At 69.2% G+C, this 25,033-nt stretch carries 6 protein-coding genes and 4 pseudogenes; all 10 read left to right on the plus strand.

Annotated features, from left to right (window positions below):
• A pseudogene (locus SSPN_RS48345) lies at window positions 1-663 on the plus strand (beta-ketoacyl synthase N-terminal-like domain-containing protein); the annotation flags it as partial.
• 8 nt (window positions 664-671) lie between these two features.
• Window positions 672-1,001, plus strand: a complete 330-nt coding sequence (locus SSPN_RS58150; RefSeq protein ID WP_010316552.1) for a hypothetical protein — start codon at window positions 672-674, stop codon at window positions 999-1,001.
• A complete protein-coding gene (locus tag SSPN_RS56200) occupies window positions 988-3,708 on the plus strand; it encodes a type I polyketide synthase (protein ID WP_010316553.1) in 2,721 nt (906 codons plus the stop codon). The genes SSPN_RS58150 and SSPN_RS56200 overlap by 14 nt, the downstream gene beginning before the upstream one ends.
• A 20-nt stretch (window positions 3,709-3,728) precedes the next feature.
• Window positions 3,729-6,008, plus strand: a pseudogene (locus tag SSPN_RS56205) (type I polyketide synthase); the annotation flags it as partial.
• Between the two features lie 157 nt (window positions 6,009-6,165).
• Window positions 6,166-13,029, plus strand: coding sequence for an SDR family NAD(P)-dependent oxidoreductase (locus SSPN_RS61290; protein WP_420188851.1), 6,864 nt, complete (start codon window positions 6,166-6,168; stop codon window positions 13,027-13,029).
• Between the two features lie 55 nt (window positions 13,030-13,084).
• Window positions 13,085-18,736 (plus strand): annotated as a pseudogene (locus SSPN_RS62365) (type I polyketide synthase); the annotation flags it as partial.
• A complete protein-coding gene (locus SSPN_RS62370; protein WP_337466407.1) occupies window positions 18,654-19,133 on the plus strand; it encodes a polyketide synthase in 480 nt (159 codons plus the stop codon). The pseudogene SSPN_RS62365 and the gene SSPN_RS62370, both read left to right, overlap by 83 nt.
• Before the next feature lie 23 nt (window positions 19,134-19,156).
• A complete protein-coding gene (locus SSPN_RS62375; protein WP_337466406.1) occupies window positions 19,157-24,547 on the plus strand; it encodes a type I polyketide synthase in 5,391 nt (1,796 codons plus the stop codon).
• Between the two features lie 20 nt (window positions 24,548-24,567).
• A pseudogene (locus SSPN_RS63210) lies at window positions 24,568-24,690 on the plus strand (SpnB-like Rossmann fold domain-containing protein); the annotation flags it as partial.
• 110 nt (window positions 24,691-24,800) lie between these two features.
• The coding region (locus SSPN_RS53410; protein WP_010316567.1) for a polyketide synthase dehydratase domain-containing protein at window positions 24,801-25,033 on the plus strand (233 nt) is incomplete at its 3' end.

The raw sequence follows: 25,033 nt of genomic DNA on the forward strand, positions 1-25,033 counted from the left end.
GCAGCGGGTGATCCGGCAGGCGCTGGCGGTCTCGGGTTTGTCGGTCTCGGATGTTGATGTGGTGGAGGCGCATGGCACGGGTACGAGGTTGGGTGATCCGATCGAGGCGCAGGCGTTGCTGGCCACGTATGGGCAGGAGCGGGATGCGTGTTCGTCGTCGTTGGTGGCGTTGCATCTTGCTGGTCAGGCGTTGCGGTCGGGGGAGTGTGATCTGGCGTTGGTGGGTGGGGTGACGGTGATGTCGACGCCGGGTGTGTTTGTGGATTTCAGTCGTCAGCGGGGGTTGTCGCGTGATGGCCGGTGTAAGTCGTTCGCGGAGGCGGCTGATGGGACGGGGTGGTCGGAGGGTGTTGGGGTGTTGGTGGTGGAGCGTCGTTTGCGGCCGCTGCGGATGGCACCGGGTGGGGTGAGGGTGCCGGCGTGTTGGTGGTGGAGCGGTTGTCGGATGCGCGGCGGTGGGGGCATGAGGTGTTGGCGGTGGTGTGTGGCAGTGCGGTGAATTCGGATGGTGCGTCGAATGGGTTGACCGCGCCGAATGGTCCGTCGCAGCAGCGGGTGATCCGGCAGGCGCTGGCGGATGCGGGGCTGTCGGCGTCCGATGTGGATGTCGTGGAGGCGCACGGGACCGGTACCGGGCTCGGGGATCCGATCGAGGCGCGCTCGCCGACCGCTTGCTCGACGAGCTGGGCCCCGAGGTCCCCGCTGACGACAGCACCGGCGACGACCGAGTGCGTCGCGTGCTCCAGAGCATCCCGATCAACAGGCTGCGGGACACCGGGCTGCTGGACCGGCTGCTCGAACTCGTCGGGGAGAGGGACGAACCGACGGCCGCCGAGGCGGGCAGCCGACCGGTCTCGGTCGACGAGATGGACGCCGACGCCCTGATCAGCATGGTGCTCGACCGCGCGGACGGGACCGGCTTCGACGGGGGGTCCGAAGCGGACACCGCGGGATTCGGCGACGCGATCAAGGAGACACGGGACCGCGATGACCAGCTCTGACGACAGGCTCCTCAAGGCACTGCGGGCTTCCATCAAGGAAACCGACTGGCTGCGCTCGCAGAACCAAAAGCTCTCCGCCGCCGCGAACGAACCGATCGCGATCGTGGCCATGTCGTGCCGTTTCCCCGGCGGAGTGACCTCGCCGGAGGCACTGTGGCAGCTGGTCTCCGACGGCCGCGACGTCGTCTCCGAGCTCCCGGATGACCGTGGCTGGGACCTCACGCCCCTGCTCGACACCGACCAGGGCGAGCACGAGGTGAGCTGCCCGCGAGCGGGCAGTTTCCTGCCCGACGCAGCGGACTTCGACCCCGCCTTCTTCGGGATCTCCCCGCGGGAAGCGCTCGCTATGGACCCGCAGCAGCGGTTGCTGCTGGAGACGTCGTGGGAGGTGTTCGAGCGTGCCGGCATCGACCCCGCCACGGTCAAGGGAAGCACTGGCGGGGTGTTCGTCGGCGCCTTCCAGTCGGGCTACGCCGAATCGCTGAACCAGACCCGCGCCGCAGAGCGGCTCGCCGGGCACATCGGCATAGGTAGTTACTCCAGCGTGATGTCCGGACGGCTGGCCTACATCTTCGGTCTCGAGGGACCGGCTGTCACGGTGGACACGGCGTGTTCGTCTTCGCTGGTCGCCTTGCACCTCGCGGGTCAGTCGCTGCGGGCGGGCGAGTGCTCATTCGCGTTGGTCGGCGGGGTGACGGTGCTGGCCACACCCGAGAGCTTCGTGGAGTTCAGCCGTCAGGGCGGGCTTTCCCCGGACGGCCGCTGCAAGGCGTTCTCGGAGGCCGCCGACGGATTCGGACCGTCCGAGGGCGTTGGCATGCTCATTGTCGAGCGGTTGTCCGACGCCCGGCGTCTCGGGCACGACGTGCTCGCCGTGGTTCGCGGGACCGCAGTGAACTCCGATGGTGCGTCCAACGGGCTCACCGCGCCCAACGGACCTTCGCAGCAGCGAGTCATCCGGCAGGCGCTGGCGGCTTCCGCGCTGCTTCCCGCCGACATCGACGTGCTCGAAGCGCACGGCACCGGAACGACTCTCGGCGACCCGATCGAGGCGCAGGCGCTGCTTGCCACCTATGGGCAGGACCGCCCGGTGGAGCGACCGTTGCTGCTCGGGTCGGTCAAGTCGAACCTCGGGCACACCCAGGCCGCGGCTGGGCTGGCTGGGGTCATCAAGATGGTCATGGCGATGCGCCACGGCGTGGTACCGCAGACGCTGCATGTGGACGAACCGTCATCCCATGTGGACTGGACGAGCGGTGCCGTTCGGTTGCTGACGTCGGCCGAGCCTTGGCCAGAGACGGGCCGCGCACGCCGAGCCGCGGTGTCCTCATTCGGGATCAGCGGCACCAACGCGCACGCGATCATCGAGGGGGGATCACGAGCCGAGGCTGTCACGGTAGAGCCGGCCGCGGAGATTGTGCCGTGGGTCCTGTCGGGTAAGTCCGCGCAGGCGGTGCGTGACCAGGCTGCGCGACTGCTGTCCGTGGTAGCTGGACAGCGGCCCGCCGACATCGCCTTCTCGCTGGCCACGGCGCGGTCGGTGTTCGAGCACCGTGCGGCGGTCGCCGGTGACCACGATGACCTCGTGGCCGGGCTGCGCGCGCTGGCCGACAGCTCGTCGAGCGGTGGCGTGCTCTCCCGAGCATCGGCTCGGACCGCGTTTGTGTTCGCTGGTCAGGGAAGTCAGCGGCTGGGGATGGGGCGTGCGCTGTATGCCCGGTTCCCGGCGTTCGCTCGCGCCTTCGATGAAATCATGGCGTTGCTGGGGACTCCGGTGCCTGACGACGAGGAGCTGCTGGCGCGGACCGGATACGCACAGCCCGCGTTGTTCGCGCTTGAAGTCGCTCTGTTCCGGTTGCTGGCGTCATGGGGGATCGCCCCCGATTTCGTCGCGGGGCATTCGATCGGCGAGATCGCGGCGGCGCATGTCGCCGGTGTGCTGTCCCTCGACGACGCTTGTGCTCTTCTGGCCGCGCGTGCTCGCTTGATGCAGGCGCTTCCTCCGGGGGGCGTGATGATGGCTGTGCAGGCTTGCGAAGAAGAGCTTTCGCCGTTGCCCGAAGGAGTTTCGCTGGCCGCGGTGAATGGTCCACGGTCGGTGGTGATCGCCGGCACCGAGGCGGCGGTGTCGCAGGTGGACGGTTTCCGGGTCCGTCGCTTGAAGGTGAGTCACGCGTTTCATTCGGCGCTGATGGACCCGATGCTCGAGGAATTTCGCCGTGTCGTCGAGGGGCTGTCGTTCGGGCAGCCGTCGATCCCCGCGGTGTCGACGGTGACCGGCGGGCTGGTGACGGACGAATGGAGCACACCGGAGTACTGGGTGCGCCACGTCCGGGAGACCGTGCGTTTCGCCGACGGGGTGAAAGCACTGGAAGCCGAGGGCGCCACGACCTTCGTGGAACTCGGCCCGGACGGTGTGCTGTCCTCGATGATCCAGGACAACGTTCAAGCCACCGCGATTCCGTTGCTGCGCGGCGACCGCCCCGAAGAGACAGCGGTCATGGCCGCGTTGGGTGAGCTATTCGTAGCGGGTGTGCCACTGGACTGGAGCGCGGTGCTGACCGGCGGCCGGCGCGTGGAGCTGCCCACCTACGCGTTCCAGCGGGAACGGTATTGGCCGAAGGCGTTGCCGGTGCCCAAGGCCGCGTCCGCGCTGGGCTTGCGATCCGTTGCACACCCCTTGCTGGGCGCGGCCGTCGCCTGCTGACCAGCAGGCTCTCGGTCGCGTTGTATCCGTGGCTGGCCGACCACGCGGTCGCGGGCGCTGTCCTGCTGCCGGGAACGGGTTTCCTTGAGCTGGTCATCCGGGCCGGTGACGAAGCTGGCTGCGGCCGGGTCGAAGAACTCACCCTGGAAGCACCACTGGTGCTGCCCGAGCACACCTCTGTCGCGGTGCAGGTCGTGGTGGGCGGACCGGACGGGGCGGGCCGTCGGGCGGTTAGCGTCTACTCCTGCGCCGACGACGCGGTTGACGGCGAGTGGACCCGGCACGCCGACGGGATCCTCGCCCCTGGGGATCACACCTCCGGCGCCGAACTCGACGTGTGGCCGCCGGAGGGCGCGGATCGGGTCGATCTTGCGGGGTTCTACGAGCAGTTCGCCGACTCGGGCGTGGTGTACGGCCCGGCATTCCAAGGACTCAAGTCGGTGTGGTGCCGCGGCGACGAGGTCTTTGCCGAGGTCTCGGTGAATGAGGAAACCGACGCCGATGAATTCGGCCTGCACCCGGCGCTGCTGGACGCGGCCGTGCAGGCGTCGGTGTTCGCCGGGTTCGACGAGCCCGCAGGCCGGATGCCGTTCTCCTGGAGCGGAGTCTCGCTGTACGCCACGGGCGCATCGGCGTTGCGCGTGCGGTTGGTCCGGTCCGGCACGGACGTCGCGTCGATCGACGTCGCTGACCAGACCGGGCGGCCAGTGGCCTCGATCGAATCACTGGTGCTGCGGCCGGTCGATCTCGAAGCACTGGTCCTGCCGGGACGCGATTCCCTGTTCCGGCTGGAATGGATCCCCGTGCCGGCGGGTACCGCTGGGGCGGTCGCGGTACTGGGCGAGCTGGTCCTGCCCGGCGCGGAGTCCTATGTGGATCTCGCTGAACTGGGTGCCGCGCTCGACGCGGGGGCGACACCCGATACGGTGCTGATCCCCTTGGCATCCAGCTCGGCGGACACGCCCGCAGCGGTGCGCGAGATGACCACGCGGGTGCTGGACCTAGTGCGGACTTGGGCCGCCGATCCCCGGTTTGCCGCTGTCCGCGCGGCCTTCGTGACGCGCGGTGCGCTCGGCGAGGTGACCAACGTGGTCGCCGCCTCGGCGTGGGGTCTCCTCCGTTCAGCACAGACCGAGCACCCGGACCGTTTCGTGCTGATCGACACCGACACCGACGCCGGCTCTCTGGCTGCCCTGCCGAGTGCGGCGGCTGCCGGCGAGCCGCAGGTCATTGTGCGGGACGGAGAGGTGCGGGCTGGCCGGCTGCTGCGGTTTCCGGCGGTTTCCTCGGCGCGATCGTGGGACGGTGACGGGACTGTGCTGATCACCGGCGGTACCGGTGGTCTTGGTGCTTTGCTGGCCCGGCACCTAGTGGCTGAGTGTGGAGTGCGGAACCTGCTGCTGCTCAGCCGCCGAGGTCCGGATGCCGAGGGCGTGGCGGAGTTGGTCGCGGAGTTGGCCGCGCGTGGTGCTGAAGTTCGGGTGGTGGCCTGCGACGTCGCTGATCGTGGCGCGTTGGCTGAGGTGCTCGGGTCGGTTCCGGTTGAGCATCCGCTGACAGCGGTTATCCACGCCGCGGGGGTGCTTGATGACGGTGTGCTCGACACGTTGACGCCTTCGCGTCTGGATACCGTGTTGCGCCCGAAGGTTGATGGGGCTTGGCACCTGCACGAGCTGACGCGGGAATCCGACCTCGCGGCCTTCGTTGTGTTCTCTTCGGTTGCCGGGACGTTCGGCGCCGCGGGGCAGGGCAACTATGCGGCGGCGAACACTTTCCTTGATGGCTTGGTGCAGTACCGGTGTGGGCTCGGGCTTCCCGGGCTGTCCCTGGTTTGGGGCGCGTGGGAGATTTCTGGCGGTATGAACGCCGGGCTCGCCAGCTCAGACATCCGCCGGATGGAACGTGCCGGCATGTCGGCGATGTCGGTCGACCAGGGCCTGGCCCTGTTCGACGAGGCGCTCGGGGGCGACGAGCCGGTGGTCGTGGCGATGCGGTTCGACGGTCGCCTGCGCAGCTCGGCCGAGGTCCCGGCGGCCCTGCGTGGTCTGGTGGGCAACCCCGTCCGGCGCTCGGTGGCTACGGGCGTAGCCGGGTCGGCCACCCTGCGGGACAGGCTCGCGGCACTCGATCCCGCTGCTCGCGGGTCGGCGATGGCCGACCTGGTGCGCGGGCAGATCGCCGTGGTGCTGGGGCATTCGAGCGCGACGGCCGTCGATATGGGACAGGCGTTCGGGGATCTGGGTTTCGATTCCCTGACTGCGGTGGAACTGCGCAACGCCCTGGCGACGGCGACGGGGGTCCGGCTGCCCGCGACGCTGGCGTTCGATTATCCGACACCGCTTGTGCTGGCGGAGTTTTTGTTGTCTGAGTTGATGGGTGGGATCGCGCGACCGGTTCCGGCCCCGCTCGTCCATCGACGCACTAACCCTGCGCCCGGCGTCGGCGGGCGTCTCGCAGGTGACGGCTGCCTCGCCCCGGGCCTGGGCGTTCCGGCTGGCGTGGATCGCCGCGGTCACCAAGCCGTATCCCAGCGTGGAGCGGTGGGCCGTGCTGCACGACGAGGGCTTCGGGCTGCCGGTCGCCGCCGGGCTGGACGCATTCGACGGCGAGGTTCCCGAAACACTGCTCGTGCCGGTGGTGAACGAAACCGCCGGCCAGGTGCTCGGCCGGATCCAGGAGTGGCTGGGCGACGAGCGGTTCGCGGCCGCCAAACTGGTTTTCGTCACCCGTGATGCGCAGACCGACGCCACCTCGGGGTCGGTGTGGGGCCTGGTTCGCGCGGCACAGGCGGAGCACCCGGACCGGTTCGTCCTGGTCGACATCGACGAAGATCCCGCCTCGGTGAGGGCGTTGCCCGCCGCGGTGAGCACGGGTGAGCCGCAGGTCGTGGTGCGTGCGGGGGAGGTCCTCGTCGGCAGGCTGGCCCGGGTGCCGGGCCCGCCGGAGTCTTCGCGGCCGTGGGACATCGAGGGCACCGTGGTGATCACCGGCGGCACGACGGGTCCAGGTGCGCTGCTCGCCCGCCACGTCGTGGAGAAGCGCGGTGTGCGGAACCTGGTGCTGCTCGGCGGTACCGGTGCGGACGGCGCGGATCTCGTCGCGGAACTGACCGCGCACGGTGCCGACGTCCGCGTGGTCGGCTGCGACCTCGCCGACCATGACGCGCTGGCCGAGGTCCTCTCGCCGCTGCGGCTGACCGCCGTGCTCCACACCGAAGACACGACCAGCAAGGACGGCGTCGCGGAGTTGACCCCTGAGCGACTGGACGAGGTGCTCCGGTCGAAGCTCGGCGTCGCGGTGAACCTGCATGAACTCACCCGGAACCAGGACCTGTCGGCTTTCGTGCTCTTCTCGTCAGCGGCTGGACTGTTCGGCGGCGGACAGGCTGCCGTGCTGGCAGCGAACGCCGGGCTGGATGCGCTTGCCGCATACCGTCGCGGCCTCGGGCTGCCTGGTATCTCACTGGCTTGGAGCCAGGACACTGCCCTGACCGGAGCTGGCGTGCTGCCGCTTTCCGATGACCAGAGGCTGGCGTTGTTCGACTTCGCGACGGAACTCGACGAGCCCGTGGTCGTCTCGGCCCGCCTCGACCTGCCCGCGTTACGAGCGCGGCCCGAACTCCCGTACGCCCTGCGTTCGCTGGTCAGGAATCCGGTCCGGCGCTCGGCGACGACCAGCTCGGGCACCACGGTTCCGCTCGGCGAACGACTGGCTGCACTGCCGGAAGCGGAACGCGCCCGCTTCGTCTTGGATCTGGTGCGCGCGCAGGCGTCGGCCGTCCTGCGGTACGACGGTCCCGATGCGGTCGAAGCGGACCGTGCCTTCGGCGAGCTGGGCTTCGACTCGCTCACCGCCGTGGACCTCCGCAACCGGCTGAACGAAGCGACCGGACTTCGCCTGCCGGCGAGCCTGGCCTTCGACTACCCGACGCCGTCCTCGCTCGCGGACCACCTCGTGGCCATGCTCACCGGCGGCGCGGCGCCGGTACCCGTGACGACGCGGAGCGCTCCATCCACTTCGGACGATCCATTGGTGATCGTCGGGATGGCCTGCCGCTACCCGGGGGGCGTGAACTCGCCGGAAGACCTGTGGGATCTCGTCTCCAGGGGCGCCGACGTCATCGCCCCGTTCCCCACCGACCGCGGCTGGGACCTGGATGGCTTGCACCACAGCGATCCCGACCACGTTGGCACCAGCTACACGCGACACGGCGGCTTCCTCGACGACGCGGCCGGGTTCGATCCGGGGGTCTTCGGGATCTCCCCGCGTGAGGCGCTCGCCATAGACCCGCAGCAACGGCTTCTGCTGGAGACGTCGTGGGAGGCTCTCGAACGCTCGGGCATCGACCCGACCTCGGTGAAGGGCCGTTCCGGCGGGGTGTTCATCGGTTGCTCGGCCATCGGATACGCCGAGATGCTGAGTCAAACGTCCGCCGCCGCGCAGCTCGAAGGCCACATCGGCACCGGGAATTCGCCGAGCGTTATGTCCGGGCGGTTGGCCTACACCTTTGGGGTGGAGGGGCCCGCGGTCACCGTCGACACGGCGTGCTCGTCGTCGCTGGTGGCGCTGCACTTGGCTGGGCAGGCGCTGCGGAGCGGCGAGTGCTCGTTCGCGCTGGTCGGGGGCGTGGCGGTGATGGTCGATCCCAGCGAGTTCGTCGAGTTCAGCCGCCAGCGCGCGCTGTCCGTCGACGGCCGGTGCAAGGCCTTCTCCGACAGCGCCGACGGGTTCGGGCTCGCCGAGGGCGTCGGGGTTCTCGTGGTGGAGCTGCTGTCGGAGGCTCGGCTGTTAGGGCATGATGTGCTGGCTGTGGTGCGGGGTTCCGCGGTGAACTCCGATGGCGCGTCGAACGGGTTGACCGCGCCGAACGGCCCGTCGCAGCAGCGGGTGATCCGGCAGGCGCTCGCGGCTTCAGGCTTGTCCACCTCGGATGTTGATGTGGTCGAGGCGCATGGCACCGGCACGATGCTGGGTGACCCGATCGAGGCGCAGGCGCTGCTAGCGACCTACGGTCAGAACCGGGAACGGCCGTTGTGGTTGGGGTCGGTTAAGTCGAACATCGGGCACACCCAGGCCGCCGCCGGGGTCGCCGGGATCATGAAGATGGTTATGGCGATCCGCCACGGCGTGCTGCCGACGACGTTGCACGTGACGGAACCATCCACGTTCGTTGACTGGGCGAGCGGTGCGATCGAGCTGCTGACCGAAAAGGTCGCGTGGCCGGAGCCAGGGCGGCCGCGTCGCGCTGGGGTGTCGGCGTTCGGGATCAGCGGCACCAACGCGCATGTGATCGTTGAGCAGGCTCCGGCCGTGGTTGTCGAGAAGGCCGCCCCAGTCGAGCCCGCGGTGGTGCCGTGGGTGTTGGCGGCGCGGACACCGGAAGCGGTGCGTGCGCAGGCGGCAAGGCTGCTGTCCTTTGTGGAGGACTCCGTGTTGAGTCCGCTCGATGTGGGATATTCCTTGGCGGTCAGCCGGTCCGCTTTGGACTATCGGGCGGTCGTGACGGGTAGTGGGCGGGCGGGACTGCTCGCCGAGTTGGGAGCTTATGCGGCCGGTGGCCGTGTGGCCGAGGCGGTGCGGCGGGACTCCGGCCGGGTGGCGTTCTTGTTCGCGGGGCAGGGTAGCCAGCGTGCCGGTATGGGCCGTCAGCTGTATGCCCGGTTCCCCGTGTTCGCTCGCGCGTTCGACGAGGTTGCCGAACACCTGGAGCCGGGGCTGCGCGAGATCATGTTCGCCGCGGCGGGCACGCCCGAGGCGGAATCACTGGTACGGACGGGGTATGCCCAGCCGGCGTTGTTCGCGTTGGAGGTCGCGCTGTTCCGGCTGGTCGAGTCGTGGGGGATCCGGCCGGATTTCCTGGTGGGACACTCGGTCGGCGAGATCGCCGCGGCGCATGTCGCCGGGGTGTTGTCGCTGGCGGACGCGGGCAGGCTGGTCAGCGCGCGCGGCAGGCTGATGCAGGCGCTGCCCGCTGGTGGGGTGATGGTCGCGGTCCAGGCGACCGAGCAGGAGGTGCTTCCGCTGCTGGCGGGCGTCGCTGATCGGGTGTCGATCGCGGTGGTAAACGGGCCTGCGTCAGTGGTGATCTCCGGCGAGCAGAGCGCGGTCGCCGCGGTCGCCGAGGAGTTCGCGGCGCGGGGGCGGCGGACGAGGTGGCTTGATGTCAGCCACGCGTTCCACTCGCCGCTGATGGAGCCGATGCTCAACGAGTTCGGTCAGATCGCGGAAGGGTTGTCCTTTGGTGAGCCGGTGATCCCGATCATCTCGACGGTGACCGGTGACCACGCCGGAGACGATATGTGCTCAGGAGACTATTGGGGTCGGCATGTGCTCGAAGCGGTCCGGTTCGCCGACTGTGTCACGCTGCTCGCCGACCTCGGCGTGACAGCGTTCGTCGAACTCGGGCCGGACGGCGCGGCCACGGCCATGACACAGGAGAACCTCGGCACCGACGTGCTGACGGTCCCGCTCCTGCGCAAGGACCGTGGTGAAGAAGAGGCCATCACCGCCGCGCTGTCCCGGCTGTATGTCCACGGCGTTGGCATCGACTGGCGCGGAGTGTTCCACGGCCACGGCGCACGCCGGATCGACCTGCCCACCTACCCCTTCGAACACCGGCGATACTGGCCCGACGGCGCTCCCGTGCGCGGCGGCTCGGCCCCGGGGCTCGACGCGACTGGGCACCCGTTGCTAGGCATGGCCCTGCAGACCCCGGGTTCCGGTGGGTTGGTGTTCACCAGCAGGCTTTCAGTGCACAGCCACCCGTGGCTGGCGGACCGCGTCGTGGCGGGCTCGGTGCTCGTCCCCGGCGCCGCCTTCGTCGAACTCGCCATCCGCGCCGGGGACGAGGCCGGTTACGGCCGGATCGGCGAGCTCACCCTGGAAGCGCCGCTGGTTCTCCCGGAAAACGGTGCGGTGCTGCTCCAGGTGACGGTCGGTGGCGAAGACTCCGCCGGCCGTCAGGTGCACGTCTTCTCCCGCGCGGACAACGATTCCGGCCAGTCCGGCCAGTCGTGGGTCCGGCACGCCACCGGGGTGCTGGTGCCGGCCGATCGTTCCGGCCCCGCGTTCGACACGTCGGTCTGGCCTCCGACCGGCGCCGAACCGGTCGATCTGGAGGGCTTTTTCGACGAGGTGGCGTTCGACGCCGGGTTCAACTACGGCCCGGTCTTCCGGGGGCTCACGGCCGCCTGGCGGCGGGGCGACGAGGTGTTCGCGGAGGTCGCACTGCCCGAGGAGGCCTGCGCCGAAGCGGCGGGCTTCGGGCTGCATCCGGCGCTGCTGGACGCGGCGGTGCAGACCTCGGACTTCGCGGGTCTCGCCGAAGCCGAAGGCACGCGGTTGCCGTTCTCCTGGAGCGACGTCTCCTTGTATGCCCACGGGGCTTCGGCGCTGCGGGTCCGGTTGACCACGACCGGCTCTGACTCGGTGTCCATCGCGGTGGCCGGCACCACCGGCGAGCCGATCGCGTCGGTTGGTTCCCTGGTGCTGCGGCCTTTCACGGCCAACCGGCTTGCGCTGGCCACCGGCCAGGACGCGTTGCTCGGTCTGGAGTGGACACCAGGCGACGTACCCGCGGTCGCCGATGGGGACGGCTGGGTGGTGCTGGGCGAGCCGGTCGTCGAAGGTGTCCCGGTCGGCGCGGACCTGGCCGAGCTGGGTGAGCTCAGACCCGAAGTTGTGCTGCTCGGCGTGCCTTCCGGCGAGATACATGCGACGGTGTCCGGCGTTCTGAGCCACCTCCAGCAGTGGCTGGCCGACGAGCGGTCCGGCAACGCCCGCATGGTCCTGGTGACCCATGACGCCGAGACGGACGTCGGGCAGGGGGCGGTCTGGGGTCTGGTGCGTTCGGCGCAGTGGGAGAACCCCGGCCGCTTCGTCCTCGTCGATGTTCCGGCACACAGCGGACCGGTTTCCCGCGAGCTCCTGGCGGGTGTTCTGGCCTCGGGAGAACCGCAGGCCCGGATCGTCGACGGCAAGGTCCACTTCGGACGACTCGTCAAGCTTCCCCGGGCTGAGAGCCAGGTCTGGGACCGCGAAGGCACGGTCCTGATCACCGGTGGTACCGGTGCTCTCGGCGCGCACCTGGCCCGGCATCTCGTGACTGGACATGGTGTGCGACACCTGCTGCTGGCGAACCGTGGCGGTGACCTGGCTCCCGGCGCGGCGGACCTGGTGGCAGAACTGGCCGCGCACGGCGCCGAGGTCCGGGTGTCAGGGGGTGATCTGGCGGATCGTGACACCGTGGCCGCGCTGCTCGCCACGATTCCCGGTGAACACCCGCTGACCGCGGTGGTCCACGCGGCGGGGGTGCTCGACGACGGGGTTCTCGGGGCGATGACCCCGGGACGCCTGGACACGGTGCTGCGGCCGAAGGTCGACGCGGCCTGGAACTTGCACGAGCTCACCCGCGGGTCCGACCTGTCGGCTTTCGTCGTGTTCTCCTCGGTCGCCGGGGTGCTCGGCAGTCCGGGACAGGCGAACTACGCGGCGGCCAACGCCGGTCTCGACGCGCTGGTCGCACACCGACGCGCACAGGGCCTGCCCGGGCTGTCCCTGGCGTGGGGCGCGTGGGACCTCGATGGCGGGATGACCGCGACTCTCGCCGAAGCCGATCTGCGGCGCATCGCGCGCTCCGGCATGCCTCCGCTCGCACCGGAACGCGGGTTGGCCATGTTCGACGCGGCTCTCGGCGGCGACCGTTCGCTGGTGGTGGCGGTGCCTCTGGACGTCCGCGTGCTCCGTGCCCTTCCAGAGGTGCCACACCTGTTGCGCGGAGTAGTGGCCGCGCCGGCGCGGCGCTCCGCGGTGACCGCCGCCGAGGCTCCCCCCGACCTCGTCGCCCGGCTGAACGGCCTGGATCGGCGGGACAGCGAGACCGTCATGGTCGGCATCGTCACCGCCGAGGTGGCGTCGGTTCTCGGTTACGACCGGGCCACCGTGGTGGAGGCCGAGCGTGAGTTCCGGGAGCTCGGCCTGGATTCCCTCACCGCGCTCGAGCTGCGCAACGGCCTGAACTCGGTGCTCGGGCTCAACCTGCCCGCGACGCTGACCTTCGACCACCCGACCCCGGTTCGGCTGGCCGAGTACTTGCTCGGCAAGGTCCTGACGGACGCGGCGCCGGACGTCGTCTTCGAACTGGACCGATTGGAGAACGCGTTATCGCTGTCGAGTCCCAAGGACGCCGCTCGCAGACGAATAGCGAGGCGCCTGCGGGCGTTGCTCGCGAAGGTCGAGGACGCCCCGGACAGCGAAGACGTCCGTGATTCCGTCGAGTTCGCCACCGACGATGAACTCTTCGCACTGTTGGACGACGAATGACACCTCCCTCGCCCAGTCATCGGATTTCCGCTCCCCAACCAGTCAGGGCTCTGAAATGACGAACGAAGAGAAGCTTCGTGGCTACCTCAAGAAAGCAACCAACGATCTTCTGATCGCTCGCGCCCGCCTGCGGGAACTTGAGTCCGGCGAACAGGAGCCGATCGCCATCGTCGGGATGGCCTGCCGCTATCCCGGTGGCGTGACTTCGCCGGAGGAGCTCTGGGAGCTGGCGAACTCGGGCGGGGACGGGATCTCCGGGTTCCCGGACAACCGTGGCTGGGACATCGGCGGGCTGTTCGACGACTACCCCGGCGAACGTGGGACGAGTTACGCGCGTGAGGGCGGGTTCCTGCACGACGCCGCCGACTTCGACGCGGGCTTCTTCGGCATCTCGCCGCGTGAGGCGCTGGCAATGGACCCGCAGCAGCGGTTGTTGCTGGAGACCTCGTGGGAGGCGATCGAGCGTGCGGGGATCGATCCGGCCTCGTTGCGTGGCAGTGAAAGCGGCGTCTTCGTCGGCGTGATCTACCACGACTACGGGACGTCGAAGACGGTCGAGTTTCCCGAAGACGTCGAGGGCTACCTCGCCACCGGCAACGCCGGCGGCGTGATGTCGGGCCGCCTGGCCTACACATTCGGGCTGGAGGGCCCGGCCGTCACCATCGACACGGCGTGCTCGTCCTCCTTGGTCGCGCTGCACTTGGCCGGGCAGGCGCTGCGGTCCGGGGAGTGCGACCTCGCGCTGGCCGGCGGAGTGACGGTGATGGCCACCCCGGGCACGTTCGTCGAATTCAGCAGGCAAGGCGCGCTCTCCGCCGATGGCCGGTGCAAGTCCTTCAGCGATTCCGCCGACGGCACCAGCTGGTCCGAGGGCGTCGGCATCCTCGTGGTGGAGCGCCTTTCGGACGCCCAGCGCAAGGGGCACCACGTCCTGGCCGTGGTGCGAGGCACCGCGGTCAACTCCGACGGCGCGTCGAACGGGCTGACTGCGCCCAGCGGGCCGTCTCAGCAGCGGGTGATCCGGCAGGCGCTGACCGCCGCCGGCCTCGCCGGGGTCGATGTTGACGTGGTAGAGGCGCACGGGACGGGTACGACCCTCGGCGACCCGATCGAAGCGCAGGCGCTGCTCGCCACTTACGGCCAGGGGCGCCCGGCGGACCGTCCGCTGCTGCTCGGGTCGGTCAAGTCGAACTTCGGGCACACCCAGGCCGCGGCGGGCGTGGCGGGGATTATCAAGATGGTAATGGCGATGCGGCGTGGTGTTGTTCCGCAGAGCCTGCACGCGGAGGTGCCTTCCAGCAAGGTCGATTGGGACAGCGGCGCGGTGGTGCTGGCGACGGAACGGGTGCCGTGGCCGGATGCGGGCCGGCTCCGGCGCGCGGGTGTGTCTTCGTTCGGTATCAGCGGGACGAACGCGCACGTGATCGTGGAACAGGCGCCCGAATCCCCGGTAGCGGCACCGGTGACCGACACCGTGATCCGGCCGTGGGTGCTTTCCGGCCGCTCGCCAGAGGCCCTGCGCGCACAGGCGGAGCGGCTCCTGTCCTTTGTGGAGGATAGTCCCGAGATCGGGGCCGCGTCCGTAGGCAGGGCGCTGGCTCTCGCGCGAGCGCCGTTCAATCATCGTGCGGTGGTCGTGGGCACCCGCTTGGCCGACTTCCGTGCGGGCCTGGCTTCGCCGAACCTGCTCACCGGGATCGCCGATGGCGGCGCGAAGACGGCGTTCGTCTTCGCCGGTCAGGGCAGCCAGCGGGTGGGGATGGGGCGCGAGCTGCACGCCCGGTTCCCGGTGTTCGCCGAGGCTTTCGATGCCGTGGCCGCCCAGCTGGAGCTCGACCTCTTGTCAGCCGACGAGGAGACCTTGGGGCGTACGGAGTTCACGCAGCCGGCTTTGTTCGCGCTGGAAGTGGCTCTGTTCCGGTTGCTGGAGTCCTGGGGCGTCATCCCCGATTTCGTGGCGGGGCATTCGATCGGTGAGATCGCGGCGGCGCATGTCGCCGGTGTGCTGTCCCTTGAGGACGCTTGTGTGCTGGTGTCCGCTCGTGGCCGTCTGATGCAGGCGTTGCCGGCCGGTGGTGTGATGGTGGCGGTCCAGGCTTCGGAGGCGGACTTGCCACCGCTGCCCGATGGCGTGTCACTGGCGGCGGTGAACGGCCCGCGTTCGATGGTCATCGCCGGGACCGAAGCAGCAGTGTCGCAAGTGGACGGATTCAAGAGCCGGCGGTTGAACGTCAGCCATGCGTTCCATTCGGCGTTGATGGAGCCGATGCTGGAGGAGTTCCGCGCGGTCATCGCGGACCTCTCGTTCGGACAGCCGTCGATCCCCGCGGTGTCCACAGTGACCGGTGCGGTGGTAACCGAAGAATGGGGCGATCCCGAATACTGGATCCGCCATGTCCGGGAGACTGTGCGGTTCGCCGACGGGGTGCACGCCCTTGAATCGGCCGGTGCCGGAGTTTTCGTAGAACTCGGCCCGGACGGTGTGCTGTCCGCGATGATCCACGAGAATCTGGCTGATGCCGTCGCGATCCCGTTGCTGCGCGAGGACCGCGGCGAGGAAGAAACCGCCGTTACCGCGCTTGCACGCATCTGGACGGTGGGGGGTACCCCGGACTGGGCCGCGGTGTTCGCCGACACCCCCGCCGTGCCGGTGGAACTACCGACCTACGCCTTCCAACGGGAACGGTACTGGCCCAAGACCGCCGTGCGGCCCGGTAACGCGGCGGCGCTCGGTCTCGGCGAGATCGACCACCCGATGGTGGGCGCGGCGGTGGAGCTTCCCGGGGCGGACGGTCACGTGTTCACCGGCAGCCTGTCGGTGCGGTCGCATCCTTGGCTCGCAGACCACGTCGTGGCCGGGACCGTATTGTTACCCGGCACGGCATTGCTCGAACTGGCCCTCCGCGCTGGGGAAGAGGTCGGCTGCGGCCGGGTCGAAGAGCTGACCCTGGAAACCCCGGTGGTTTTGGCCGAGGACATCGCCGTCGCCGTCCAGGTGGTCGTGGACGCGCCGGATGAGTCCGGCCGGCGGGCGCTGAGCGTCTACGCGCGGCAGTCCGACGCCCTGGACCAACTCTGGACCCGGCACGCGAGCGGAGCATTGGCCGGAGCCGGTCGTCCGGCCGCCGAAGAAGGCGGCAGCTGGCCTCCGGCCGGGGCTGAGCCAGTCGACATCACTGGGCTTTACGATCGGCTGGCCGAAGCCGGTTTCGACTACGGCCCGGCCTTCCGCGGTCTGCGGGCGGTCTGGCGATGCGGCGAGGACTTCTTCGCCGAGATTTCGCTGGGCGAGGACGAACGCGCGGACGCGGCCGCCTTCGGCCTGCACCCCGCGCTGCTCGACGCTGCGCTGCACGTCTCGGGGCTGGACGGCGAAACCGGGCGCCTCCCGTTCTCCTGGACGGGGGTGACCCCGCACGCCGCCGGAGTCCCGGCGGCGCGCGTCCGGCTGACGCCGCTCGGCGCGGACCGGCTCGCACTCGAAGTTTCCGACCAGCTCGGTCAGCCGGTGCTGTCGGTGGAGTCGCTGATCTTGCGTCCCGTCGACGTCGGCGTGTCCGGCAGCCCGGCCGTGAAAGTGGGACGGGACTCGCTCTTCCGGCTCGACTGGGTGCCGCTGGACGCCGATGCCGGGATTCCCGGCGAACCGGTGATCGTGCTTGGCGAGGACCAGGGCGCGCCCGGCGTGACCTCGTTCTCCGACCTCGCCGAACTGACGGCCGCGGTGGACGACGGCATGGCCGTGCCCGGCACCGTCTACGTCCCGCTCGAGACTGAGCTGGCCGACGTGCCAGGCGCCGTGCGGGCGGCGACCGCCGAAGTGCTCGGGCTGATGCGGACCTGGCTGGCCGACGTCCGGTTCTCGGGTTCGCGGATGGCGTTCGTGACACAGGGCGCGCTGCCCGTCGGGGATCTGCTCGACGTCGTCGCCGCCTCGGTGTGGGGCCTGGTGCGTACGGCGCAGTCGGAGCACCCGAACCGGTTCACGCTGATCGACTTCGACGGCGAAGCGGAATCACTGGCCGTGTTGCCGATGGCTGCCGCTTCGGGCGAGCCGCAGGCCGTGGTGCGTGACGGCGAGATCCGGGTCGGCAGGCTGGCGCGGATTCCAGCGGGATACTCGGCGCCGCACTGGGACCTCGACGGGACGGTGCTGATCACGGGTGGAACCGGCAGCCTTGGCGGGCTGCTCGCCCGGCACCTCGTGGCCGAACGCGAAGTGCGAAACCTGGTGCTGCTGAGCCGCAGCGGTAGCGAAGCGGCTGGGGCCGTCGAGTTGGTCGCGGAGCTGACCGAGCTCGGTGCCGAGGTCCGGGTGGTGGCCTGCGACGCCGCCGACCGCGATGCGCTCGCCGAGGTCCTCGCGTCGATCCCCGCCGAGCACCCGTTGACCGCGGTGATCCACGCCGCCGGGGTGCTCGACGACGGCGTCCTCGACGCTCTTACACCCGAGCGCCTCGACGCTCTTACACCCGAGCGCCTGGATACCGTCCTGCGCTCAAAGGCCGACGCGGCCTGGCACCTGCACGAGCTGACGCGGGACCTCGACCTCGCGGCGTTCATCCTGTTCTCCTCGGCCGCCGGGGTTTTCGGGAACGCGGGGCAAGGCAGCTACGCGGCAGCGAACACCTTCCTCGACGGCCTGGCCCAGTATCGGCGCGGGCTTCGCCTTCCGGCGCTGTCGCTTGCCTGGGGTGCCTGGATGCCCTCCGGCGGGATGACCGCCGGGCTCGCCGAATCGGACATCCGCCGGATGGACCGTGCCGGCTTCCCGCCGCTGAGCCACGACCAGGGCCTGGCGCTGTTCGACCTCGCCGCCGCGGAATCGGGCGTGGTGGTCGCAATGCGCCTGGACGCCCGCGTCGTGCGACGCCAGCCACAGATCCCACCGGTGCTGCGTGGCCTGGTGCATGCGCCGCTGCGCCGCTCGGCAGCTGCAGATGTGGCGCGACCGGGAACCTTGCTGGACCGGCTCGCGAGGGCCGACGTCTCCGAGACCCGGGCGACGGCCGTGCTGGACCTGGTCCGTGGACAGGCCGCGGCGGTGCTCGGGCATTCGAGCGCGACGGCGATCGATATCGGACAGGCGTTCGGGGAGGTGGGCTTCGACTCGCTGACCGCCGTCGAGCTGCGGAACCGGTTAACCGCGGAAACCGGGCTGTCCCTGCCCTCGACGCTGATCTTCGACTACCCCACCCCCGGACTGCTGGCCGAGTTCCTGCTGGCCGAGATCACCGGCAGCGAGCCGGCGGTGCCGACCCCTGTGCGGGCCAGTGCCCCGGCCACGGACGATCCGATCGTGATCGTCGGCATGGCGTGCCGGTTCCCAGGTGGGGTGACTTCGCCCGAAGACCTGTGGGATCTGGTGGCCACCGGCCAGGACGGGGTCACCGGCTTCCCCACCGATCGCGGCTGGGATCTCGAAGGGTTGTACAACCCGGACCCGGACAATTGGGGGACCTCGTACACGCGGGCGGGCGGTTTCCTGCATGAGGCAGCGGAATTCGACCCCCATTTCTTCGGGATTTCGCCGCGTGAGGCGTTGGCGACGGATCCGCAGCAGCGGTTGTTGGCTGGAGACGTCGTGGGAGGCGTTCGAGCGTGCGGGGATCGACCCGACCTCGCTGCGGGGCAGCCGGGGTGGTGTGTTCGTCGGTTCGATCTACCACGACTACACCTTGTCCTCGCTGGTGCAGTTCCCGCGTGATGTCGAGGGCTATCTGGGAATCGGCAGCGCGGGCAGTGTGGTGTCGGGGCGGTTGGCTTACCAGTTTGGGTTTGAGGGGCCGGCGGTGACGGTGGATACGGCGTGTTCGTCGTCGTTGGTGGCGTTGCATCTTGCGGCTCAGGCGTTGCGGTCGGGGGAGTGTGACCTGGCGTTGGCGGGTGGGGTCACGGTGATGTCCACGCCGGGTGCGTTCATTTCCTTCAGCCGTCAGCGGGCGTTGTCGCCTGATGGCCGGTGTAAGTCGTTCGCAGAGGCGGCTGATGGCACGGGGTGGTCCGAGGGCTCCGGTGTGCCGGTTTGGTGTTGCTGGAGCGGCTGTCAGACGCCAGGCGGAACGGGCATCGGGTACTGGCGGTTGTTCGTGGTAGCGCGGTGAATCAGGACGGTGCGTCGAACGGATTGACGGCCCCGAACGGGCTGGCCCAGGAGCGGGTCATTCAGCAGGTGCTCACGAGTGCGGGGCTGTCGGCGTCCGATGTGGACGCTGTGGAGGCGCATGGAACGGGTACGCGGCTTGGTGATCCGATCGAGGCGCAGGCTCTGATAGCCGCCTATGGACAGGATCGGGACCGGGACCGGCCGCTGTGGTTGGGGTCGGTCAAGTCCAACATCGGTCATACGCAGGCGGCGGCGGGGGTGGCGGGGATCATCAAGATGGTCATGGCGATGCGGCATGGGGTGGTGCCCCGGACGTTGCATGTGGATCAGCCGTCTTCGCATGTGGACTGGGCCGGTGGCGCGGTGGAGTTGGTGACCGAGTCGGTGTCCTGGCCGCAGGCGGGGCGTCCGCGCCGGGCCGGGGTGTCCTCGTTCGGGATCAGTGGCACCAACGCACACGTGATCATCGAGGCCGCGCCCGCAACCGAACCGGCCGAGGTAGCCGAGACGGTATCCACTGTGGTGCCGTGGGTTCTGTCCGGTAAGTCGCCGCAGGCCGTGCGTGAGCAGGCCGCGCGTCTGGTGTCGTTCGTGGACGGGCAACACCCGTTCGACGTCGGTTTCTCGCTGGCCACCAAGCGGGCGGTGTTCGAGCATCGTGCGGCTGTCGGCGATCTGGACGGTCTGCGCTCGCTCGCTGAGGGGGTGCCCGCCGCGGGCGTGTTCGAGGGATTCACCCGGGATGCGGTCCGGACGGCGTTCGTGTTCGCCGGTCAGGGCAGTCAGCGGGTGGGGATGGGGCAGGAGCTCTACGCCCGGTTCCCGGTGTTCGCCGAGGCCTTCGACGCCGTGTCCGATCGGCTCGGCAATCCGGTGCTCGACAACGAGGAGCTGCTCGGGCAAACCGAGTTCACGCAGCCGGCTTTGTTCGCGCTGGAAGTGGCTCTGTTCCGGTTGCTGGAGTCCTGGGGCGTCATCCCCGATTTCGTGGCGGGGCATTCGATCGGTGAGATCGCGGCGGCGCATGTCGCCGGTGTGCTGTCCCTTGAGGACGCTTGTGTGCTGGTGTCCGCTCGTGGCCGTCTGATGCAGGCGTTGCCGGCCGGTGGTGTGATGGTGGCGGTCCAGGCTTCGGAGGCGGACTTGCCACCGCTGCCCGATGGCGTGTCACTGGCGGCGGTGAACGGCCCGCATTCGCTGGTGATCGCCGGGACCGAAGCAGCGGTGTCGTCGGTTGACGGTTTCCGGACCCGCCGGTTGAACGTCAGCCATGCGTTCCACTCCGCCCTGATGGACCCGATGCTGGACGATTTCCGCCGGGTCATCGAAGGACTTTCGTTCGGACGGCCGACGATTTCGGCGGTATCGACGGTGACCGGCGCACTGGTGACCGACGAGTGGAGCGACCCGGAATACTGGGTCCGCCACGTCCGGGAGACGGTCCGCTTCGCCGATGGTGTGCACGCGCTCGAAGCAGCTGGTGTCACCACGTTCGTCGAACTGGGCCCTGACGGTGTGCTGTCCGCGATGGTCCAGGAGAACCTGGCCGATGCCACCGCGGTGCCGTTGCTGCGCAAGGACCGCGGTGAGGAAGCCGCGATCGTGGCAGCACTCGGGGAGCTGTACGTCCACGGGATCAATCCCGACTGGCCGGTGCTGTTCGCGGGCGGTCGCCGGGTGGAACTGCCGACGTACGCCTTCCAGCACGAGCGGTTCTGGCCCAAGCCAAAGCTCGCCGCCGGCGACGCCTCAGCACTGGGGTTGCGCTCCGCCGAACACCCGCTGCTGGGCGCCACCGTGGAACTTCCCGGCTCCGGCGGGTTCCTGCTGACGACCCGGCTGTCGGCCGCTCTGTACCCGTGGCTGGCCGACCACGCCGTCGCGGACACGGTGTTGCTGCCCGGCACGGCGTTCCTGGAACTGGTGATCAGGGCCGCCGATGAAGCGGGCTGCGGCCGGGTCGAGGAACTCACCCTGGAAGCGCCGCTAGTGCTGCCAGGACAGGAGCCGGTCGCGGTGCAGGTGGTCGTGGACGCCCCCGACGAGTCCGGGCTGCGCGCGGTGGCCGTGCACTCGGCCACCGACGACGGCTGGACCCGGCACGCCAGCGGAGTCCTGGCATCCGCAGGGAGGCCCGCTGCTTTCGACCTCACCGTGTGGCCGCCCGAGGGGGCGGAGCCGGTCACCCTCGACGGGTTCTACGAACGCTTCGCCGAGGCCGGATTCGCCTACGGCCCGGCGTTCCAGGGTCTCGCTTCGGTATGGCAGCGCGGCGAAGAGATCTTCGCCGAAGTCGATCCGGGTGTGGTCGACACGAGCGGGTTCGGCCTGCACCCGGCGCTGCTTGACGCGGCCGTGCAGTCCGCGGTGCTCGCCGGTCTGGCCGAGACCGGAGGCGGACGGCTGCCGTTCTTGTGGAGCGGGGTTTCCCTGTATGCCAACGGTGCTTCGGCGTTGCGGGTGCGGGTGAGCCGGTCCGGCGAAGATGCCGTGTCGCTTGAGGTGTCCGACCAGCTCGGTCAGCCGGTCGCTTCGGTGGAGTCACTGACGCTGCGCCCGGTCGACCTGGCCGGTCTGTCGAGCACCCAGACAGGTCCGGACGCGTTGTTCCGGCTGGACTGGACGCCAATGCCCGCCGGGGCCCCTGGTACGGCGGCTGTGCTCGGCGAGCTCACCCTGCCCGGTTCCGAATCCTATGAGGACCTGGCCGCGCTGGGCGCGGCGATCGACGCTGGCCTGCCTGTGCCCGAGTCGGTGTTGATCCCGGTCACGAGCGATCCCATTGAGGTTCCGGCCGCTGCGCGCGCGGTGACTTCCGAAGTGCTGAGCTTGGTGCAAGCTTGGCTCGCGGACCCGCGCTTCGCCGACGCGTGCGCGGTGTTCGTGACCCGGAACGCCGTTGCCGGCGGCGAACCCGTGGACGTCGCGGCCGCCCCGGTGTGGGGACTCGTCCGCTCTGCCCAGACCGAGAACCCTGGCCGTTTCGGGCTGGTAGACCTCGACTCGGAAGACGCTTCTCTCGAAGCCCTGCCGGGGGCGGTGGCACTGGCCGAACCTCAGGCCGTCGTGCGTGGCGGGGAGATCCGGGTCGGCCGGTTGGCGCGCGCCGTCGCAGACGGTCTGACGTTGTCTGCGGGTGATGTTCCGTGGCGGTTGGATCTTGGTGTTAAGGGTACGTTGGAGAATCTTGTGGTGGTGCCCGCGCCGGAGTTGGCTGGGGTGTTGGGTGCGGGTCAGGTGCGGGTTGGTGTGCGTGCGGCTGGGGTGAATTTCCGGGATGTGCTGACGGTGTTGGGTATGTATCCCGGTGATAACCGCTTGGTGGGTTTGGAGGGTGCCGGGGTTGTGCTGGAGGTTGGTCCTGGGGTGACCGGGTTCGTGCCTGGTGATCGGGTGTTCGGGATCTTTGAAGGCGGTCTTGGTTCGTTGGTGGTGTCTGATCAGCGGTTGCTGGTGAAGGTGCCGGCTGGGTGGTCGTTTGAGGACGCGGCCACGGTTCCTGTGGTGTTCATGACCGCGTACTACGGTTTGAAGGATCTGGCCGGGCTTCGTCCTGGTGAGTCGGTTCTGGTGCATGCCGGCGCGGGTGGTGTCGGCATGGCCGCGATTCAGCTGGCGCGGTGGTGGGGTGCTGAGGTTTTCGCGACGGCGAGTCCGTCTAAATGGGACAGTCTGCGTGAGCTGGGTGTTCCGGATGATCACATCGCGTCATCGCGGACGGTGGAGTTCGAGCAGCGGTTCGGTGAGGTCACCGGCGGTCGTGGTGTTGATGTGGTGCTGAACTCGCTGGCCGGTGAGTTCGTGGACGCGTCGTTGCGGTTGCTGGCGCCGGGTGGCCGGTTCCTGGAGATGGGCAAGACCGATGTGCGTGCGGTCTCTGACGTGGCCTATCGGGCGTTCGACCTGTTCGAGGCCGGGCTTGACCGGATGCAGGCCATGCTGGCGGATCTGGTGGAGCTGTTTCACGCGGGTGCGGTGCGGCCGTTGCCGCTGCGGAGCTGGGATGTGCGCCGGGTGGTCGAGGCGTTCCGGTTCATGAGCCAGGCCCGTCATGTCGGCAAGATCGTGCTGACCGTGCCGGTGCCGTGGGATCGGGATGGCACTGTGTTGATCACTGGGGGTACCGGTGGGTTGGGGCGGTTGGTGGCGCGGCATCTGGTTGTGGAGCACGGGGTGCGGAGCCTGTGGCGGTTGGATGCCGGTGGGCGTGGCACGGTGTTGATTACCGGTGGCACGGGTGGTTTGGGTGCGCTGCTGGCTCGTCATCTGGTCGTTGAGCATGGGGTGCGGCGTTTGTTGTTGGTCAGTCGCCGTGGTGGCGGGGCCGAGTTGGTCGCGGAGTTGGCCGCGTATGGCGCGGAGGTTGGTGTTGTCGCGTGTGATGTCGCCGATCTTGACGCGTTGGCTGGGGTGCTCGGGTCGGTTCCGGTGGAGCATCCGTTGACGGCGGTAGTTCACGCTGCTGGGGTGCTGGATGATGGTGTGATCGAGTCGTTGACTCCGGAACGCCTGGATGTCGTGTTACGGCCAAAGGTGGATGCGGCCTGGAATCTGCATGAGCTGACCCGCGATTGCGATCTTTCCGCGTTTGTGATGTTTTCCTCGGTTGCGGGGGTGTTCGGTGGTGCTGGGCAGGGTAATTACGCGGCGGCGAACACGTTTTTGGATGCGCTGGCCGAGTATCGTCAGAGTCTCGGGTTGCCGGGTCAGTCGCTCGCGTGGGGGATGTGGGATCAGCGCAGCGGGATGACCGGGCATCTTGGTGAAGCGGATCTTCGTCGGATGGCGCGTTCCGGGATGCCGCCGATGTCCACCGAGCAGGGCCTGGCGCTGTTCGACACGGCCACCGGCCTTGCCGATGCCGCCGTGGTCGTGACCCCACTGGATTTCCGCGCGCTCCGGAGCCAGCCGGAAATCCCGTCGGTCTTCACGGGGCTCGTCCGGCCTGCCTTCCGGCGGTCTGTTGCGCATGCCGGCGGACCGGGTGCGGAGACGTTGCGTGATCAGCTGGTCGTGCTCGACGCCGCGTCGCGTCGCGCGGCGGTGCTCGACGTGGTGTGTGGTCAGGCCGCCGTCGTGCTGGGACACGCCGACGGCGGTGTGGTCGGCGTGGAGCAGCGTTTCACCGAACTGGGCTTCGACTCGCTGACCGCGGTGGAATTGCGCAACCGCCTCAACACCTCGACCGGCCTGCGGCTTCCCCCGACGCTGGTCTTCGACTACCCGACCCCGACCGCGCTCGCCGACCGCTTGCTCGACGAGCTGCTGGGCGACGGTGACCAGGACGACAGCACCGGCGACGACCGAGTGCGTCGCGTGCTCCAGAGCATCCCGATCAACAGGCTGCGGGACACCGGGCTGCTGGCTGGTTGTCCGACTCCCGGTTCGCTGGGGTGCGAGCGGTGTTTGTGACTGCTGGTGCTGTTCGTGGTGTGTCGGATCTTGCTGCTTCCGGGGTGTGGGGGTTGGTGCGTTCGGCGCAGGTGGAGCATCCGGGCAGGTTCGGGCTTGTCGATGTCGATGGGGATACCGTTTCTGCCGGGGCGATCGCGGTGGCCGTGGGCTCCGGTGAGCCGCAGGCCGTGGTTCGTGGTGGTGAGGTGCTCGCGGCCCGGTTGGCGCGGGTCCCGGCTGGTGACGGGCTGGTGCCTGCGGTGGGTGTTCCGTGGCGGGCCCAGCACTCCTCGACGCAGCCCTGCACCCGGCGGTGTTCACCGGCTTCGACGAGCCTGTTAACCGGATGCCGTTCTCGTGGAACGGGATCTCCCTACACGCCACCGGTGCTACACACCTGCGGGTGCGACTGCGACGGACCGGCACGGACACCATCTCACTCACGCTGGCCGATCCCGCCGGGGCACCAGTGGCATCCATCGACGCACTAACCCTGCGCCCGGC

Origin of the sequence: Saccharopolyspora spinosa NRRL 18395, assembly GCF_000194155.1 — a bacterium.
GTDB classification, from domain to species: domain Bacteria; phylum Actinomycetota; class Actinomycetes; order Mycobacteriales; family Pseudonocardiaceae; genus Saccharopolyspora; species Saccharopolyspora spinosa.

What these genes read in the sequence shown, in the direction of transcription:
- SSPN_RS56200 (WP_010316553.1), top strand. Translation starts at nt 988, where the DNA reads ATGACCAGCTCTGACGACAGGCTCCTCAAGGCACTGCGGGCTTCCATC.